Annotated in this window: 14 protein-coding genes and 1 riboswitch; of the genes, 6 read left to right on the top strand and 8 right to left on the bottom strand. The window is 38.0% G+C overall.

The window, feature by feature from the left end:
• Positions 1 to 98: 98 nt before the first annotated feature.
• Positions 99 to 422 (top strand): helix-turn-helix domain-containing protein, encoded by a 324-nt coding sequence (locus tag ACFQZ9_RS22730; protein ID WP_026573952.1) that lies wholly within the window; start codon positions 99 to 101, stop codon positions 420 to 422.
• A 76-nt stretch (positions 423 to 498) separates the two neighbouring features.
• On the opposite strand, the gene ACFQZ9_RS22725 is transcribed toward ACFQZ9_RS22730, so the two are convergent.
• The 3 genes from ACFQZ9_RS22725 to ACFQZ9_RS22715 all read right to left on the bottom strand — a co-directional run bounded on the left by ACFQZ9_RS22725 (position 499) and on the right by ACFQZ9_RS22715 (position 3,525).
• Entirely contained in the window at positions 499 to 648 is a 150-nt protein-coding gene (locus ACFQZ9_RS22725; protein ID WP_498945553.1) for an anti-repressor SinI family protein, read from the bottom strand.
• A 31-nt stretch (positions 649 to 679) separates the two neighbouring features.
• Positions 680 to 769: riboswitch (cyclic di-GMP riboswitch) on the bottom strand.
• A gap of 271 nt (positions 770 to 1,040) precedes the next feature.
• The gene (locus tag ACFQZ9_RS22720; RefSeq protein ID WP_498945551.1) at positions 1,041 to 2,012 is read right to left on the bottom strand and encodes a carbohydrate kinase family protein; all 972 of its coding nucleotides are present in this window, start codon (positions 2,010 to 2,012) and stop codon (positions 1,041 to 1,043) included.
• 451 nt (positions 2,013 to 2,463) lie between these two features.
• Positions 2,464 to 3,525: a YeiH family protein gene (locus ACFQZ9_RS22715; RefSeq protein ID WP_498945549.1), complete on the bottom strand. Its 1,062-nt coding sequence runs from the start codon at positions 3,523 to 3,525 to the stop codon at positions 2,464 to 2,466.
• Between the two features lie 125 nt (positions 3,526 to 3,650).
• Between ACFQZ9_RS22715 and ACFQZ9_RS22710 the strand changes: the two genes are divergently transcribed.
• A complete protein-coding gene (locus ACFQZ9_RS22710) occupies positions 3,651 to 4,538 on the top strand; it encodes a LysR family transcriptional regulator (RefSeq protein ID WP_198311941.1) in 888 nt (295 codons plus the stop codon).
• A 186-nt stretch (positions 4,539 to 4,724) separates the two neighbouring features.
• On the opposite strand, the gene ACFQZ9_RS22705 is transcribed toward ACFQZ9_RS22710, so the two are convergent.
• Positions 4,725 to 5,099: a DnaJ family domain-containing protein gene (locus ACFQZ9_RS22705; RefSeq protein ID WP_198311940.1), complete on the bottom strand. Its 375-nt coding sequence runs from the start codon at positions 5,097 to 5,099 to the stop codon at positions 4,725 to 4,727.
• Positions 5,100 to 5,233: 134 nt separating this feature from the next.
• Between ACFQZ9_RS22705 and ACFQZ9_RS22700 the strand changes: the two genes are divergently transcribed.
• Positions 5,234 to 5,392 (top strand): hypothetical protein, encoded by a 159-nt coding sequence (locus tag ACFQZ9_RS22700; RefSeq protein ID WP_198311939.1) that lies wholly within the window; start codon positions 5,234 to 5,236, stop codon positions 5,390 to 5,392.
• Positions 5,393 to 5,425: 33 nt separating this feature from the next.
• On the opposite strand, the gene hutH is transcribed toward ACFQZ9_RS22700, so the two are convergent.
• Positions 5,426 to 6,937: a histidine ammonia-lyase gene (gene hutH, locus ACFQZ9_RS22695; RefSeq protein ID WP_498945548.1), complete on the bottom strand. Its 1,512-nt coding sequence runs from the start codon at positions 6,935 to 6,937 to the stop codon at positions 5,426 to 5,428.
• Positions 6,938 to 7,334: 397 nt separating this feature from the next.
• On the opposite strand from hutH, the gene ACFQZ9_RS22690 reads away from it, so the two are divergent.
• Complete coding sequence (locus tag ACFQZ9_RS22690; protein WP_498945546.1) at positions 7,335 to 9,038, top strand: sigma-54 interaction domain-containing protein; 1,704 nt, start codon at positions 7,335 to 7,337, stop codon at positions 9,036 to 9,038.
• A 151-nt stretch (positions 9,039 to 9,189) separates the two neighbouring features.
• Here ACFQZ9_RS22690 and ACFQZ9_RS22685 read toward each other — a convergent pair whose 3' ends face one another.
• From ACFQZ9_RS22685 to pruA, 3 genes are all read right to left on the bottom strand, one after another.
• On the bottom strand, positions 9,190 to 10,170 hold the full coding sequence (locus ACFQZ9_RS22685) for a proline dehydrogenase family protein (RefSeq protein WP_498945544.1): 981 nt from the start codon (positions 10,168 to 10,170) through the stop codon (positions 9,190 to 9,192).
• Between the two features lie 76 nt (positions 10,171 to 10,246).
• A complete protein-coding gene (locus ACFQZ9_RS22680; protein ID WP_498945543.1) occupies positions 10,247 to 10,399 on the bottom strand; it encodes a hypothetical protein in 153 nt (50 codons plus the stop codon).
• A 46-nt stretch (positions 10,400 to 10,445) separates the two neighbouring features.
• A complete protein-coding gene (gene pruA / locus ACFQZ9_RS22675; protein ID WP_498945542.1) occupies positions 10,446 to 12,014 on the bottom strand; it encodes an L-glutamate gamma-semialdehyde dehydrogenase in 1,569 nt (522 codons plus the stop codon).
• A gap of 482 nt (positions 12,015 to 12,496) precedes the next feature.
• On the opposite strand from pruA, the gene ACFQZ9_RS22670 reads away from it, so the two are divergent.
• On the top strand, positions 12,497 to 13,906 hold the full coding sequence (locus ACFQZ9_RS22670) for an amino acid permease (protein WP_498945540.1): 1,410 nt from the start codon (positions 12,497 to 12,499) through the stop codon (positions 13,904 to 13,906).
• 25 nt (positions 13,907 to 13,931) lie between these two features.
• Positions 13,932 to 15,416 (top strand): SLC5/6 family protein, encoded by a 1,485-nt coding sequence (putP, locus tag ACFQZ9_RS22665; protein ID WP_498945539.1) that lies wholly within the window; start codon positions 13,932 to 13,934, stop codon positions 15,414 to 15,416.
• Positions 15,417 to 15,440 lie beyond the last annotated feature (24 nt).

Raw genomic sequence — 15,440 nt, 5'->3', positions numbered from 1 at the left:
GTATATTGTAAAAAATACGCCGTTCGTAATATGGAACTTTTATCTCCCTTTTGGTAATATTATAATATAGATTATCTTTATTAGGTGTGTGAGATGCCATGATTGGAGAACGAGTAAAAAAACTGCGTTTAGAAAAGAAAATGTCCCTTTCCGAACTTGCTGAACAGGCGGGAGTCGCAAAGTCTTATTTGAGTTCCCTAGAAAGAAACTTACAAACAAATCCTTCTATTCAATTTCTCGAAAAAATTTCGGCAGTCTTAAATGTCCCTGTTGATTATTTAATCCATGAACGAATTGATCAAGAGGAATTGGACAGCGAGTGGATGAAGATTGTAAAAGAAGCAATGAATTCAGGAGTATCCAAACAACAATTCCGTGATTTTCTTGAATTTAACAAGTGGCGGGCTGACCAAAATAAGTAGTATTAATTTTTAAAAAAAAGAAAGCATTCCCAAAAGGATTATTCATCTTTTTAGGAATGCCTTTTTTGTATGTAACTTAACATTGCTCAGCCAACTGCTCCTTCACATCATTTTGATTTAGAAATGTTCGAACTGTTTCCTTGTCAATTCCCAGTTTTTTTGCTTCGAGTATTAGAGTAATCCATTCTTCATCCATTACTTCCACTATACCTTCTGTGTTTCCCAACTAAACTCACCCCTAAAATACATATCGTATTCCAGGCAACCCGGCCATCATAGCAAGATGCTCTTACCTTAGATCCTCGGCTTTGCGTCCCTCTTTTTCAAAAGGTTTGCCTTTTTCTGATTGTATGGTTATAAAATAACAAAAAATTCATTATTTATTACTCAGGACTAAATACTTAATCCTTTTAGATATGTTTATTATAAATAGTTCTTTTTTAGTAGGGTGTTAGATTTTGTCAGTTTTTTATAATTTTCACATTACTTTTTGCCACAAATTAACTAAATTTTTGACAAAAAACTGCCAAACCATTAAGAAACACTTCATTCTTACACAAAGAATCCATATTTTCGAAGAAAAAGGAGGGAATTTTTGTCGAATTCCCTCCTTTTTCCTTATCTTTGAAATGCAATAATAGATTTAAATCCTTTTTGCCCGGGTCCCCTGCAGAAATATCGTTGAAATGAATCCGTTAGGTTTTGATTGTTTAGTTCTGGATTTACGGTTTCTTTCGACCGAATGGTTAAATAAGAACAAGAAAGACCTATTTTGCACGAGTCCTCTGTATTTAAACCCTTTAAATTCCCATATATAATTCCAGCAATAAGTGAATCACCCGCACCTGTTACGTCCGTAACCGGCACCTCAGGGGCAACCAATGCTCCAGCTTCCCCGTCTTTGGTAAAATAAATTAATCCCTTATCTCCTCTACTGATCACGACCTTTTTAACGCCCTTGTTTAGAATTTCCACAGCCGCCTTAAAAAAGTCCCCCTCGGTCCTTATTGTAATATCGGACAATACTTCTGCCTCTTTTTCATTTGCAACGAGCCATGTAATTCCTTCAAGCGAACGCGGTAATTTTTCAGATTTTGATACTGAAACTGTAGCAATGCAAATAGGAATATTTTCACTCCTGCAATGTTGGATAACGAGCTCAAGGATTACTGCAGGTAGATTTGTATCGAGTAAGACGATGTCAGGCCGGTCTTGGGGCCATTTTTTTTCAATAAAGTCCTCTTCCGTATGATCATATATAGCCATATCAGCCAACGCGATTGCCATTTCACCTTCTTCATCAAGGACAGCTGTATAGGTACCCGTTGACTTTCCCGGCAGGGCCTCCAAAAGGCTTACATCCACATATTCTCCTGTTGTTTTACGAAGCCACTTTCCTTCAGGGTCATCTCCTACATAACCAAGTAAGGAACTATTAAGACCGAGACGCCCAAGGTTTTCAGCAATATTTCTTGCTACTCCGCCACAGGACATCGTACTCTTTGCAGGGTTCGATGTTTTAAAGGTAAGGTGATTTATCGTTTGTATTTTGCGATCTATATTGGCTCCGCCAATACAAAGAACATTCATGGTTTCAAACACTCCTCTGGACAGGCAACTAAGAATTAGAATTCGACAAAAATCCTCTCCTCTATAACTAGTACGATACACACCTAATAAAAACCTTTGGATAAAATTGTATTTCTCTGTATTTTGCGCAAACGTTTTCCTTGAAAAGTGAATAAATCAAGGCCTCATTCGGTCATAATTTTTTAAAAATTTTTTTAGACCAGAAAATTTGTCTAAATCGTGACATTTAGCATATAATGTAAATAATATATAAATATTCCGAATATTACAAAAAATATAGGAGGTATAAGAGAAGATGACTCTTCTTCATGTATTGAATTACTCCATTCCCATTGGTTTTATTGTGTTCTTTGGTTTTCTTCTTGATCGTATGTGTAAACCTAGTAATCCGAAACAAAAAGCTGGCGATGAGTGAAGTCTAGTCAATAGAATTCACCAAAGCCAGCTTTTTTTACGAGATAAAAAAGGTTACGATTGACAGTACCACAGATGTAATCAGCATTGCGATTAGCGGGCGGGCAGCTTTTGTCCGAAGATCCCGCAGGCTGACATTTAAACCGAGACCGACCATGGCAGAAGTCAAAATAAAGGTAGTAGCCGTTGCGACCCCGTCTAACGCTGCTTTTGAAACTGGAATCGACTTGCCGAAAACATAGCTTCCAAGCAAACTCATTATAATAAAACCAATTAAAAACCATGGAAATTCAATTTTCGTATCCCCTGTATTCGCTGTATTTTTCCGTTTTACCCAAAACATTAAAATAAAAGATAATGGAACAAGCAGCAATACTCTACCTAATTTCGCCAGTAGGGCAATCGCTAAGCCATCAGGACCAGCAGGAGCTCCTGCCAAAGCGACATGAGCAATTTCGTGAAGGCTGGTACCGCTCCAAATTCCATATTCAATCGCCGATAATGGAAGAAAAGGTCTTAGGATGGTATAAGTGATGGAAAATATCGTTCCGACTAGCGCGATAATCCCTACTCCTATCGCGGTATCTTCATCCTTTGCTTTGATAATGGGTGAAACGGCTGCAATGGCTGCTGCCCCGCATACTCCAGTACCAACCCCCAAGAGAAGAGAAAGGGATGATTCTGCTTTCAATAATTTTCCGAGCCAAACGGTTAATACTATAGCAAAAGTAATAACACCCACATCGCGTGCAAGTAGTCCAAGCCCTTGATGCAGTACAATATCAATATTTAGTTTTAAACCGTACAATATTATAGCAAACCGCAAAAAACGTTTCGCAGAAAATTGAATACCGGTGCGCAATTTTTCTGGATATCCAAAAAATTGCCGGTAGATTATCGCAATAACGATTGCACAAGCCAGCGGACCAACATGATCAAAACCAGGGACTTTTGATAAAGCATAGCCAAGTGCTGCAACAACAATCGTAAAGGCAATTCCACCTAACCATAAACCAACGGAAGGCTTAGGTTCCAGATTTTTTTGCTGAAGTCCGTCCTGTTCAGTGATAGATAAAACTTTAGCATTTAGGTTCCCCATTTTTATCACCTCATTTAATTTCTAATTTTAGAATACTCCTGGTTCATGTATAAGGAAAATAAAGATATATAATAGGGATGATAAGTAAATTCATATACATAAGGAACCGAAGCGAGGGTAATCGGATGGATCAACATTTAGAGGTATTTATAAAGGTTGTGGAAAAGGAGAATTTTTCTAAAGCTGCAGAAGATCTGCATATGACACAGCCTGCGGTCAGTCAATATATCAGAACTTTAGAGGAATCTGTCGGCGCGAGACTGCTTGAAAGGAGTAATAAATATGTGCGCCTCAATAAGGCAGGGGAAATTGTTTATCATCATGCAAAAGAAATTTTGGCACTTTACACAAAAATGCAATCATTAGTCGATGATCTGACCAATAAGGCAAGCGGGCAGATTTCGATTGGTGCGAGCTATACATTTGGTGAATATATTCTGCCACATATTATTTCAAGAATGCAGTGGCAATATCCCTTAATTCGTCCATCAATCAAGATTCAAAATACAAAGGAAGTGATTGAGCTGGTAAGAATGCATCAATTGGATATAGGAATTATCGAGGGTTTTTTGAAGGATGATCATTTAAGTTCAGAAGTCATTTCTGAAGATAAAATGGTGGTTGTTGCTTCGCCCACTCATCATCTTTTATCCAAACTTGGTGAAAAACGAATTTCTGATTTGGTGGATGAAACATGGATTTTAAGGGAGGAAGGTTCCGGTACACGGGAGGCTGCGGAAAACTTTTTTCGCTTGCATAACTTTACGCCCAAAAAAATTATGGAATTTGGAAGTACTCAGGTGATAAAAGAATCCGTGGAGGCAGGTCTGGGGATCAGTCTATTGTCACGCTGGGCTATTGAAAAAGAGATTGTCCATAGTTACATCCGGATCATTCATATTGAGGGTCTGCCTTTCAAACGGAATTTTTCGTTGATTACTCAGTCCGCCTATCAAACAAAAGCCTTAAAGACATTTATTGAAATTGTGAGGGAGTATTTGTCGGAATTCTAATTCGTTTCGTCTGAATAGGAGTTTGGAAGGAAACTTTCTCGGTTTCTACGTGATTTTGTCTTTCTAACTGCTCTAGAAGGACACTTTCTCAGGTTTCTACGTGATTTTGTCTTTTTAACTGCTCTAGAAGGACACTTTTACTCATACTTTTTAGTAATTTGTCCTTCCAACGCATCTGTAAGAGGGTTATTTCAACTTATTGTGCACCTTATGTTCATAGTTTTTAAAAAAAGAGGAATTCGTTTTAACGCCTCGTTTGGACATCATTTGATTGAAACGCAGAAGCTTTTCATTTAGCTTTCTTCTAAGTCCTTCCCGCTCTGCCGGGTCATCACATTTTTTCATTAAATCCTCAATTGTCGTCATTTCCCTGCGCAAATGACTTTCCTCTTCGGTATACCCAGCATTTTTTAACAACTTATAAGCCATGCGCAATTCCTTTGGAACTCCTGCGAGGTCATCGAGAGGAAGCGGCTTGCCCATCCCAGGAAGATTTTCAAACTCCCCATCTTCATATGCTTTTTTAATCCGTTCTTCTGAGACAATATGAAATAGATCCAAGTTTTAACCCCCCTTTTTACCTTACCTACTATGTAAAGTATATCAACTATCCATTTATATGCCTATTAGCTTAAATGTAATTTTTTATCCTCATTGGGGGAATGCTACAAGCGTAAACGAAAGGAGTGTTGAGTTTGGCACGTGGAGAACATTTTAATCATAAAAAGAAAAACCACCCAGGCGATTTTCCAAAAAACAGCCTGACGGAAAAACATACTAGAGAAGTCATTGAAGATGAAGAACTAATCGTCACCCAAGAAGCATTCAAAAATAGAGTCGAAGAGGAAGAGTAAAAAAGCGTGAGGAGCACCTCACGCTTTTTTTGATTACAACACAACCGGTTGTGTTAATTCAGCAAAATCCAACTTTTTTAGACCTTCTGCAGCTTTTTCAATATCCTTCGAGAAGATACGGTCTTTTTTAATAGAAGGAACAATTTCTCTTCCCTTTTCGTAAAGTCTTCTTGTTTGTGTAGCCATTTTATCCACACCACGGTATTCCACAGCCTGCATTGCACAAATTAATTCAATCGCAAGAACTCTTCTTGCATTTTGAATAATTTGATGTGCATGTCTTGAGCCAATGGTTCCCATACTTACATGATCCTCTTGGTTCGCAGAAGATGGGATCGAATCGACACTTGCTGGGTGTGCCAATGTTTTATTTTCAGAAACAAGCGCTGCTGCCACATATTGCATAATCATCGCACCAGATTGTAGACCTGGCTCTGGGCTTAAGAAAGGCGGCAGATCATTTAATTGTGGATTGATTAACCGTTCAATGCGTCGTTCTGAAATATTAGCCATTTCCGCAACGGCAATTTTCATAAAGTCCATTGCAAACGCAATCGGCTGGCCATGGAAATTACCTCCAGAGATAACTTTCTCACCATCATCAAAAATTAATGGATTATCTGTTGCCGCATTCATTTCAATTTCTAATTTTTCTTTTACATAATCAAGTGCCTGCCATGAAGCTCCATGAACCTGTGGGATACAACGAAGTGAATAAGCATCCTGCACGCGAAGCTCGCCTTGTTGTGTAGTCAATAAGCTGTCACTTAAATAACTGCGGATTCTTGCTGCTGTATCAATTTGCTGCTGGTAACCGCGTGCAACATGAATGTCTTCATCAAATGCATCAATAATTCCATTTAATCCTTCAATCGTCATGGAAGAAATAAGCTCACTTTCAAACGCAAGCTGTTCTGCTTCTAAGTAGCCGACAACGCCCATTGCAGTCATCGCCTGTGTTCCATTGATAATTCCTAATCCTTCTTTTGCCTCTAATGTAATTGGCTGAATTCCTTCGATTTGGAACGCTGTTAAAGAATCCATACGATTTCCTTGGTAGAATACCTCTCCCTCACCAACAAGTGCTAATGCTAGGTGGGAAAGTGGTGCTAAATCTCCACTTGCACCAAGTGAACCTTGCTGCGGAATAACAGGTACAATATCATGATTCACAAGATTTAATAATGTTTCAATTACCACTGGACGGACGCCAGAAAAACCCTTTAACAGTGCATTGGCACGAAGAAGTACCATTGCTTTTGCTACATCCACAGGAAATGGTTCGCCGACGCCGCAAGCATGAGAACGGATCAAGTTTAACTGCAGGTCTTGAACATCGTTCTGATCGATTAATACATCACTAAATTTACCGAATCCAGTTGTAATTCCGTAAATCACTCTTCCTTCTGAAACAATTCGATCTACTGCTTCCCTGCTCTTTTTTACTGCTTCCATGCTTTTATCTGATGCTTGGACCTTTTGACCACCATATAATACTTCTTTCATTTCTTTTAAAGTTAAACCTTGCCCAGTTAATGTAATCATTTATTATCTCTCCTCTACCACTTTAGTATAATAAAGAAAGAGGCTGGATTCCTGTTTACTTAGTTTAGGAGTCCAGCCTCTTTAATAATCATAATGGAATATTTAATTTTTATTATTGGATGTATAAACCGTCTCATATGTCTCATTCTCCTTTTAAAAAAATATAAATATTCCTATTCCTATGATAATTATTTTATGTGAATCAAGCCCTTACTGTCAATGAAATTTTCTGAATTTTAGCACGATAACACTTTAGCACAATAATAAATGAAAGATGATCAGGGTTCTAGACTGTTCATTATTAATTTAAACACATTTGTTTTATTATTCTTTTAGTAGATAATACTGTAGAAAACATGATACATTTAAAAAAGGTATATAATGAAAGGGGTTTATTATGTTCAATATTGGGCAGATGCAATTAAATAACTCCTTTACTTTAGTTGGGCCGCATACATCTTTGATACATATAAAAAACGAACTTTTAGAGCATGATTTTGTTGTTGTTTCCGGTGAAACCTACTACGCAATCTCAAATAGTGAATACAACCTTATAGCCTTAAATGAGGATTCGCTTCCTGTAATCAACTGGATTGAAAAGGTAAATTGGCTCCCTTCCAAAGTTTTTACTATCAATGAACTTTCTACATCAACAACAGATTGGAGACGGCCAGTTCTGATTAAGGATAAGGATAAAGAAGATATTATCGGGATTGTGACTGCTAACCATTGGTTTCAGCAACTTGAAGGGGAAAATAAGAGATTATCCGCTTACTTTTATACATTGGCCGAAACAATTAATGATGCAGTCACAGCTGTAGATCAGGAAGGAACTGTTATTTGTTGGAATTCTGTAGCTGAGAGGACGTATAAAATTAAGCGCGAGAATATCCTTGGGCAAAAGATTGGAGAACATTTTAAAGCGGAATCCCTTATATTACACCATATATTAAATGAGGGGCGGACTGTTCGCGGCGCCTATCATCGCCCCAATAACGATACTCACGTACTGATAAATGCTTCTCCTATTATAAAGAATAATACCATTATTGGGGGTATTGCGATCGAGCGCGATATTACCGGATTCGTTCGATTAAACGAGGAACTTGACTCATCGCTTCCTTCGCTAATTGATCAAGAAAAGCCTTTTGATTCAATCATAGGAGTTAGTTCAGAAATTCAACAAGCATTACAAATTGCACAAAAAGTTGCCTCTGCTGATATTCCTGTTCTGTTAACCGGGGAACCTGGTACGGGAAAAGAGATGCTGGCCAATGCGATCCATTATGGCGGTTCAAAAAACACTGGACCTTTTGTAACTGTCAATTGTTCAACGATTCCTTCTGGCCTTTTAGAAGCCGAATTATTCGGATACCATGAAGGAGTCTTTACATCCGATCGAAAGGTCGGACAAGCTGGAAAAATCGAACAAGCAGGTAATGGAACTTTGTTTCTTGAAGAAGTTGACAAAATGCCCCTGGATATTCAAGAGAAATTCCTAAATTACTTGGAACATCAATCCTTTTATCGAGTGGGTGGATCTGAATTAATTACAACAAACACACGGATAATTGCCTCTACTTCTCAACCATTAGAATCTATGGCAAAGGATGGGGAATTTAACGAAACCCTTTATTATCGTTTAACTGTAATTAACATTGATATCCCTCCTTTGCGTAAAAGAACAGAGGATATTATTAAACTTGTTCAACAATTTATACTTGAATTTAGTTCTAAGTATAAGAAACCCATTCCGGAAATTACTCCTAAGGTAATGACCCTTTTGATGAACTATGATTGGCCAGGAAATATCCGCGAGCTCCGCAATGTCATTGAACGCTTTATCATTCTTAATGATGAAAATTTAATTACACTTCATCATCTTCCCAAAAATATAATTGACACTTATTCTGGAGATAACAGCAATGTTCCAAGCCAAAACGAAACATCACTAAAGGAACGTGCACCTATAAAAGAAGAGGCATTAATCATTGAGGAAGCTTTACGGAAAACTTATGGAAACAAGAGTGCGGCTGCCAAATTACTCGGTATATCCAGGGGAACACTTTATAATAAGATTAAAGAGTATGAGCTTAACTAAGGTAAGGTTAAAAACAAGAGATATTTATAATTCCGTGGCCGATGCTTCCGCATCGGCCATTATTTGTTCTAGATGTCTTATAAACGGAGAGATCCAGGAAAAAAAAGACGCTTTCTGTATTCAGAAAAGCGCCAAGAACGGAACAAAGTCTTTATTTCTTTTTTTTATTCCCCACAGTCAGTCTACCCATAAAAAATGCTCCTGCGGCCAAGCCAACCAGTGTGTTGGTTTTTTTGTTAAATACTTGTTTAGCAACAAGATTTAAGTTTTGCGGTCTTTCAGCAAGACGGCGCATGAAATAACCGTACCAGTCTTTACCGAAAGGCACATAGGTACAGAAATTGTAGCCTTCATTTGCTAATTTTAGCTGAAGGTCTTTTCTAAACCCATATAGCATTTGGAATTCAAATTTATCATTCGGAATATCATTCTTTTTAACAAATTGTTTCACATGGTTAATGATTTTATGGTCATGTGTTGCAATGGATGTGAATTTTCCATTTAATAAATGCCATTCAATTAGCTTAATAAAGTTTTTATCGATCTCTTTCTTATCTTGATAAGCATATTGTTCCGGTTCTTTATAGGCACCTTTTACTAAACGCAATCGATAGTTTTTATATTTTTCAAGATTTTCTTGTGCATTAAAAAAATATGCCTGAATGACTGTACCAACATTGTCATATTCCAACGATAATTCTTCTAAAATATCAAAAGAAGGCTGTAGATGTCCATAATCCTCCATATCAAAATTAACAAAAATGCCATAATTGCTAGCTTGATGAACGATTTCTTTAAGATTTTCCAAACAGAAGTTGTAATCAATATCTAATCCTAATTGTGTTGGTTTTAAAGAGATATGTGCATCTACGTTATTCTTATGAATCGCTTCTATTACCTTTAAAATTTGGTCTCTCGCGGCGATTGCCTCTTCCTTTTTAAAGACAAACTCTCCCAAGTTATCGACCGTGCATGAGATACCATTTGCGTTAAGCTCTTTAATGCTTTTAATCGTTTCTTCAATATTCGTACCTGCAACAACACTTTGTGCCCCTAGTTTCAATCCATACTTTTTAGCTGCGCTATTAAGAAATTGGTTTTGGGATAATCCCATAAAAATATCTTTTAACATTACCATTACTCCTTCTTGTTGTTATATATTAGGGTATCACTTTCAACAAATTATACTTTTATCATTTGTTATTTTATTAGGATTCAACTAAGTAAGAATCATTAAAATAAACAACATTGGAAAGGATTTTATAACCTTGAATTCTCCCAAAAGCCTCATTTGCTTCTTTTTCAGTGTCAAACTCAAACATTTGAATATTGTTCTTTGAATAAGCAGTAATGATCCACACGGAAAATTCCCTCCAGGTAAAAATGACTTTAAGGGCTGCACCCTTCTTAAAGTGTTTCGCTCGTTGTTTTTGCCTGCATATGAAGGATCAGATAATCAGGGCCTCCTGCCTTTGAGTCCGTTCCTGACATATTAAATCCGCCAAATGGCTGGTAACCGACAATCGCTCCTGTACAGCCGCGATTGAAATAAAGATTACCCACATGGAATTCTCGTTTTGCCCGCTCAATATGTTCACGATTGTTCGTGATTAACGCACCGGTTAAGCCGTAATCAGTATTATTCGCAATTTCCATCATATGGTCGAAATCTCTCGCCTTACAAAAAGCAAGAACCGGACCAAAGATTTCTTCCTGCATCAGACGCGCCTTTTCATCCACATCCGCAATGATAGTTGGTTGAATAAAGTACCCTTTGGAGTCGTCCCCTTCTCCACCCGTCATTAATCTGCCTTCTTCCTTACCAATTCCGATATATTTCATAATTTTGTTATAAGAAGGCTGGCTGATCACAGGGCCCATATAGGAATTGGCATCTTCAGGGTTTCCGACGGATAGCGTTTTAGTCAATGCCACTGCCTTTTCAAGAACTTCATCATAAACATCCTGATGTACAACCGCACGAGAGCCTGCTGAACACTTTTGTCCCGAGAATCCAAAAGCGGAATAAACAATCGAAGAAGCTGCAAGATCCAGATCAGCATCTTTATCCACAACTACTGTATCTTTTCCTCCCATCTCCGCAATCACACGCTTCAACCAAACTTGGCCTGGATGTACTTTTGCAGCACGCTCATAAATTCTGCAGCCAACTTCACGAGAACCCGTGAAAGAGATGAAGCGAGTTTTAGGGTGATCAATAAGGTAATCTCCCATTTCAGAACTATCTCCAGGAACAAAGTTCAGCACCCCTTGAGGCAAACCTGCTTCTTCCATGACCTCTACAAATTTTGCTGCGACAACAGGTGTATTGGCAGATGGTTTTAGAAGTACGGTGTTTCCTGCAACAATCGCTGCAGTAACTGTTCCTGCCATAATCGCTAATGGGAAGTTAAACGGTGAAATGATAATACCTACACCAAGTGGTATGTACTTAAACTGATTGATTTCTCCGTCTCGGCTGTTAACTGGAACCCCATCTTTTAATTGCACCATCTGACGTGCATAGAATTCAAGAAAATCGATTGCTTCTGCTGTATCCGCATCCGCTTCTCTCCAAGGCTTTCCGGCTTCCTTAACAAGGTAGGCTGAAAATTCATGTTTGCGACTGCGAAGGATTCCTGCTGCACGGAATAAGATGTTTGCCCGTTCTTCCGGATCATGGTTTTTCCATGTTTCAAACGTAGAAAGGGCGGCTTGCATTGCTTTTTCAGCCAACTCTTGATTCGCTTTTGAAACTGTTCCAATGATTTCTTCCTTATTACTTGGGTTTATCGATATTGTCTGTTTATCAGTTCGAATACGTTCCCCTCCGATCACAAGCGGATACTCCCCACCTAATTGTGACTGGACGAACATCAATGCGTCTTCAAACGCTTGCTTGTTTTCTTTCGTTGTGAAATCAGTAAACGGTTCATGTTTATAGGGTGCAATCGTATTTTGATAATCTGTAATCATTTGATTCTCTCCCTTATTACAAGATTTTTAATATATTTAATATTCAAATTTAGCACAAATATATTATAAACACTTTTTGACACATTTGTATATTACTTTTTATAAAAATTGTTTAAATTTATTATTTTTGAACAAATATGTTTAATTGAGGAAGTTTTTTAAACATTTATGTGCAAAACAAAAACTTTTCATCTATATTTGTACAGTAAAATAACCATTAAATTAAATAGGTATTAGATTTTATAATCAAACGTCAACAAAAATGTATTAGGTAATTTACAGATTGACAACCTTAGACAATAATGTATAAAATGTGTTCATGGAAAAGACTATAAATTTATAATTCTCTGAAATATCCAATTGATTTATTGGGTATTTTAATTAGAATTTGGAAGGGTTTTCATTTGTCTTTTTTCTACGATAAAGAAATTGAACGCCTTTCTTTTAATTTTGGATAATAGGTTAATAGAGGAGGATGGTTAATGCATCATCAACAAACAGAGTTACAGAAAGGGTTGAAAATTCGGCATATTACAATGATTTCTCTGGGGGGAATTATTGGGGCTGGATTGTTTATTGGGAGCGGATCCTTAATTAATATGGCTGGACCAGCCTCCATCTTCTCCTATGCATTCGCAGGGTTGCTTGTGGTTTTAGTGATGCGGATGCTGGGAGAAATGTCCATAGTCAATCCATCAAGTGGTTCTTTTGCAACATATGCCCGGGAAGCGCTGGGCCAATGGGCTGGCTACACAATCGGGTGGCTATACTGGTTCTTCTGGGTAATCGTCATTGCAGTTGAATCGATTGCAGGTGCAAATATTATTCAATACTGGTTTCCTTCTTTGCCTTCTTGGTCGCTTAGCCTTTTGCTTACCTTTTTATTAACTTTGACAAACATGTACTCTGTTAAATCGTTTGGTGAGTTTGAGTACTGGTTTTCTCTTATCAAAGTAGTCAGTATTGCCTTATTTTTGATTCTTGGCGGGGCTATTATATTCGGACTTATACCAGGGGTCGAATCCCCCGGAACTTCAAATCTTCTACATCGAGGCGGATTCTTACCGAATGGAATTAGTTCTATATTTTTGGGAATTACTCTTGTTATGTTTTCTTTTATGGGAAGTGAAATTGTCGCAACCGCCGCAGGAGAAACAAAAAATCCCGAAAAAGCTATTACTGTTGCAACAAACAGTGTTATTTACCGGATTCTCATTTTTTATCTTGGTTCAATTTTAGTGCTGGTCACGATTCTACCATGGGATTCTCATACCCTGCTGAAAAATCCTTTTGTTTCCGTACTTGAGATTTTAAAAATACCTGCCGCAGCTCAAATCATGAATTTTATTGTGTTGACTGCTGTACTTTCCTGTTTGAATTCTGGTCTTTACACGAGCTCGCGTATGTTGCTTACGATGGCACAAAACGGAGACGCTCCCCGAATGTTTTTAAAGATCAACAAAAAGGGTGTACCGCTTCAAGCCATCTTGGGCTGTACCGTTATCTCCTATATTAGCGTAGGATTTAATTACCTATCTCCTGATAAAATATTTCTCTTCTTAGTCAATGCTTCCGGAGGAGTTGCGCTTCTTGTTTACCTAGTAATCGCCTTCTCGCAACTGCGTATGAGAAGAAAATATGAAAAAGAGAACCCTGAAGCACTGAAAATAAAAATGTGGTTATTTCCTTATTTGACATACGCTACTATTCTTGCAATCATTGTTCTTTTTATTGCGATGGCATTTATTGATTCACTACGTTCACAATTCTTTTTAACCACTCTCATCGCTCTATTTGTAATCGGTTCTTTCTATGTCAGCAAAAACAAAAAATCATTAGATTTATTACCAGAGAAACAGAAACAAATGTCTCTCCATTCAAAAGCGGAGTAGATTTTAAAAACAAGGAGGAAAATTTATGAACAATGAAACGTTACAATTGATCTCAATAGGGATTTACTTAGCCGGGATGCTTTTAATCGGTTGGTATGCCTATCGAAAAACAAGCAACCTCACAGATTACATGCTTGGCGGCCGTTCGTTGGGGCCAGCTGTAACCGCTTTAAGTGCCGGAGCTGCGGATATGAGCGGCTGGTTACTAATGGGTCTGCCTGGCGGTATTTATGTTACTGGTCTTGCAAGCGCATGGATCGCCATCGGGCTGACAATTGGTGCTTACCTGAACTGGAAACTCGTTGCACCACGCCTGCGCTCTTATACACAGGTCGCAAATGATTCTATCACCATTCCAAGCTTCTTAGAAAACCGTTTTAAAGACAACACAAAATTACTCCGGATTGTTTCAGGTATTGTTATTCTTATTTTCTTTACTTTTTATGTATCATCAGGAATGGTTTCCGGTGCAGTCTTTTTCCAAAGCTCCTTTGGGACAAGCTATCATACTGGTCTTTATATCGTGGGCGGCGTTGTTGTTGCCTATACTTTATTCGGCGGCTTCCTTGCCGTAAGTTATACCGACTTTATTCAAGGATTAATGATGCTGCTTGCCTTATTATTTGTTCCGCTTCTTGGTATTTTTAAAACAGGCGGCCCTGCGGAAACATTTGAAACCATCCGCCACATTGACCCAACATTACTCGATTGGTTCAAAGGTACAACTTTCGTAGGAATCATTTCAGCAATGGCTTGGGGCCTCGGATACTTTGGCCAGCCGCATATTATTGTCCGCTTTATGGCAATTAGTACTGTTAAAGAAACAAAAAGCGCCCGCCGTATTGGCATGAGCTGGATGATTATCACATTAATTGGAACAATCTTTACCGGTTTAATTGGTAAAGCATATTTCTATCATAATGCAGCTCATAAACTTGACAATCCAGAAGCTGTATTCATTCAGTTAAGCCAGATCTTTTTCCATCCATTATTTGCAGGATTTGCATTAGCTGCCATTCTTGCAGCTGTTATGAGTACAATTTCTTCGCAATTAATCGTTACCTCCAGTGCGTTAATTGAAGACTTATATAAGGTTGTAGTCCGTAAGGATGCTAAGGATAAAGAACTTGTATTCTTAGGAAGAATGGCTGTGCTAATCGTCGCTGTTGTTGCTTCCGCTCTTGCCTTCAAGCAAAACAGCACAATTTTAAGCCTTGTTGCTTATGCATGGGCAGGATTTGGCGCTTCATTCGGCCCAATCATTCTTTTAAGTTTATTCTGGAAAAAAATGAACAACTGGGGCGCCCTATTCGGAATGATCGTTGGTGCGGTTACCGTAATCATTTGGAAAAATGTTGGCCTAGGGGACACCCTCTATGAAATCGTTCCAGGCTTCGTATTTAACTTTATCGTTTCTGTTGTTGTCAGCTTAGCTACACATAAGAAAAACGATGAGATCGAAAAAGAATTTGATGAAAGTATCCGCTTATTGAAGCAAGAATCAGCGTAATATAAAAGTTACCACCTAAAATTG

Source organism: Neobacillus sp. GCM10027624, from assembly GCF_042675345.1.
Taxonomy (GTDB): Bacteria; Bacillota; Bacilli; order Bacillales; family Cytobacillaceae; genus Neobacillus; species Neobacillus cucumis_D.
The sequence above is the reverse complement of the archived record's forward strand: the minus strand, read 5'-3'. Positions and strand labels throughout refer to the sequence as shown.

Excerpts from the sequence above, each read along its gene's own strand:
- ACFQZ9_RS22730 (WP_026573952.1), top strand. The coding sequence starts at position 99 with ATGATTGGAGAACGAGTAAAAAAACTGCGTTTAGAAAAGAAAATGTCC.
- ACFQZ9_RS22720 (WP_498945551.1), bottom strand. The coding sequence starts at position 2,012 with ATGAATGTTCTTTGTATTGGCGGAGCCAATATAGATCGCAAAATACAA.
- ACFQZ9_RS22715 (WP_498945549.1), bottom strand. The coding sequence starts at position 3,525 with ATGGGGAACCTAAATGCTAAAGTTTTATCTATCACTGAACAGGACGGA.
- ACFQZ9_RS22710 (WP_198311941.1), top strand. The coding sequence starts at position 3,651 with ATGGATCAACATTTAGAGGTATTTATAAAGGTTGTGGAAAAGGAGAAT.
- hutH (WP_498945548.1), bottom strand. The coding sequence starts at position 6,937 with ATGATTACATTAACTGGGCAAGGTTTAACTTTAAAAGAAATGAAAGAA.
- ACFQZ9_RS22690 (WP_498945546.1), top strand. The coding sequence starts at position 7,335 with ATGTTCAATATTGGGCAGATGCAATTAAATAACTCCTTTACTTTAGTT.
- ACFQZ9_RS22685 (WP_498945544.1), bottom strand. The coding sequence starts at position 10,170 with ATGTTAAAAGATATTTTTATGGGATTATCCCAAAACCAATTTCTTAAT.
- pruA (WP_498945542.1), bottom strand. The coding sequence starts at position 12,014 with ATGATTACAGATTATCAAAATACGATTGCACCCTATAAACATGAACCG.
- ACFQZ9_RS22670 (WP_498945540.1), top strand. The coding sequence starts at position 12,497 with ATGCATCATCAACAAACAGAGTTACAGAAAGGGTTGAAAATTCGGCAT.
- putP (WP_498945539.1), top strand. The coding sequence starts at position 13,932 with ATGAACAATGAAACGTTACAATTGATCTCAATAGGGATTTACTTAGCC.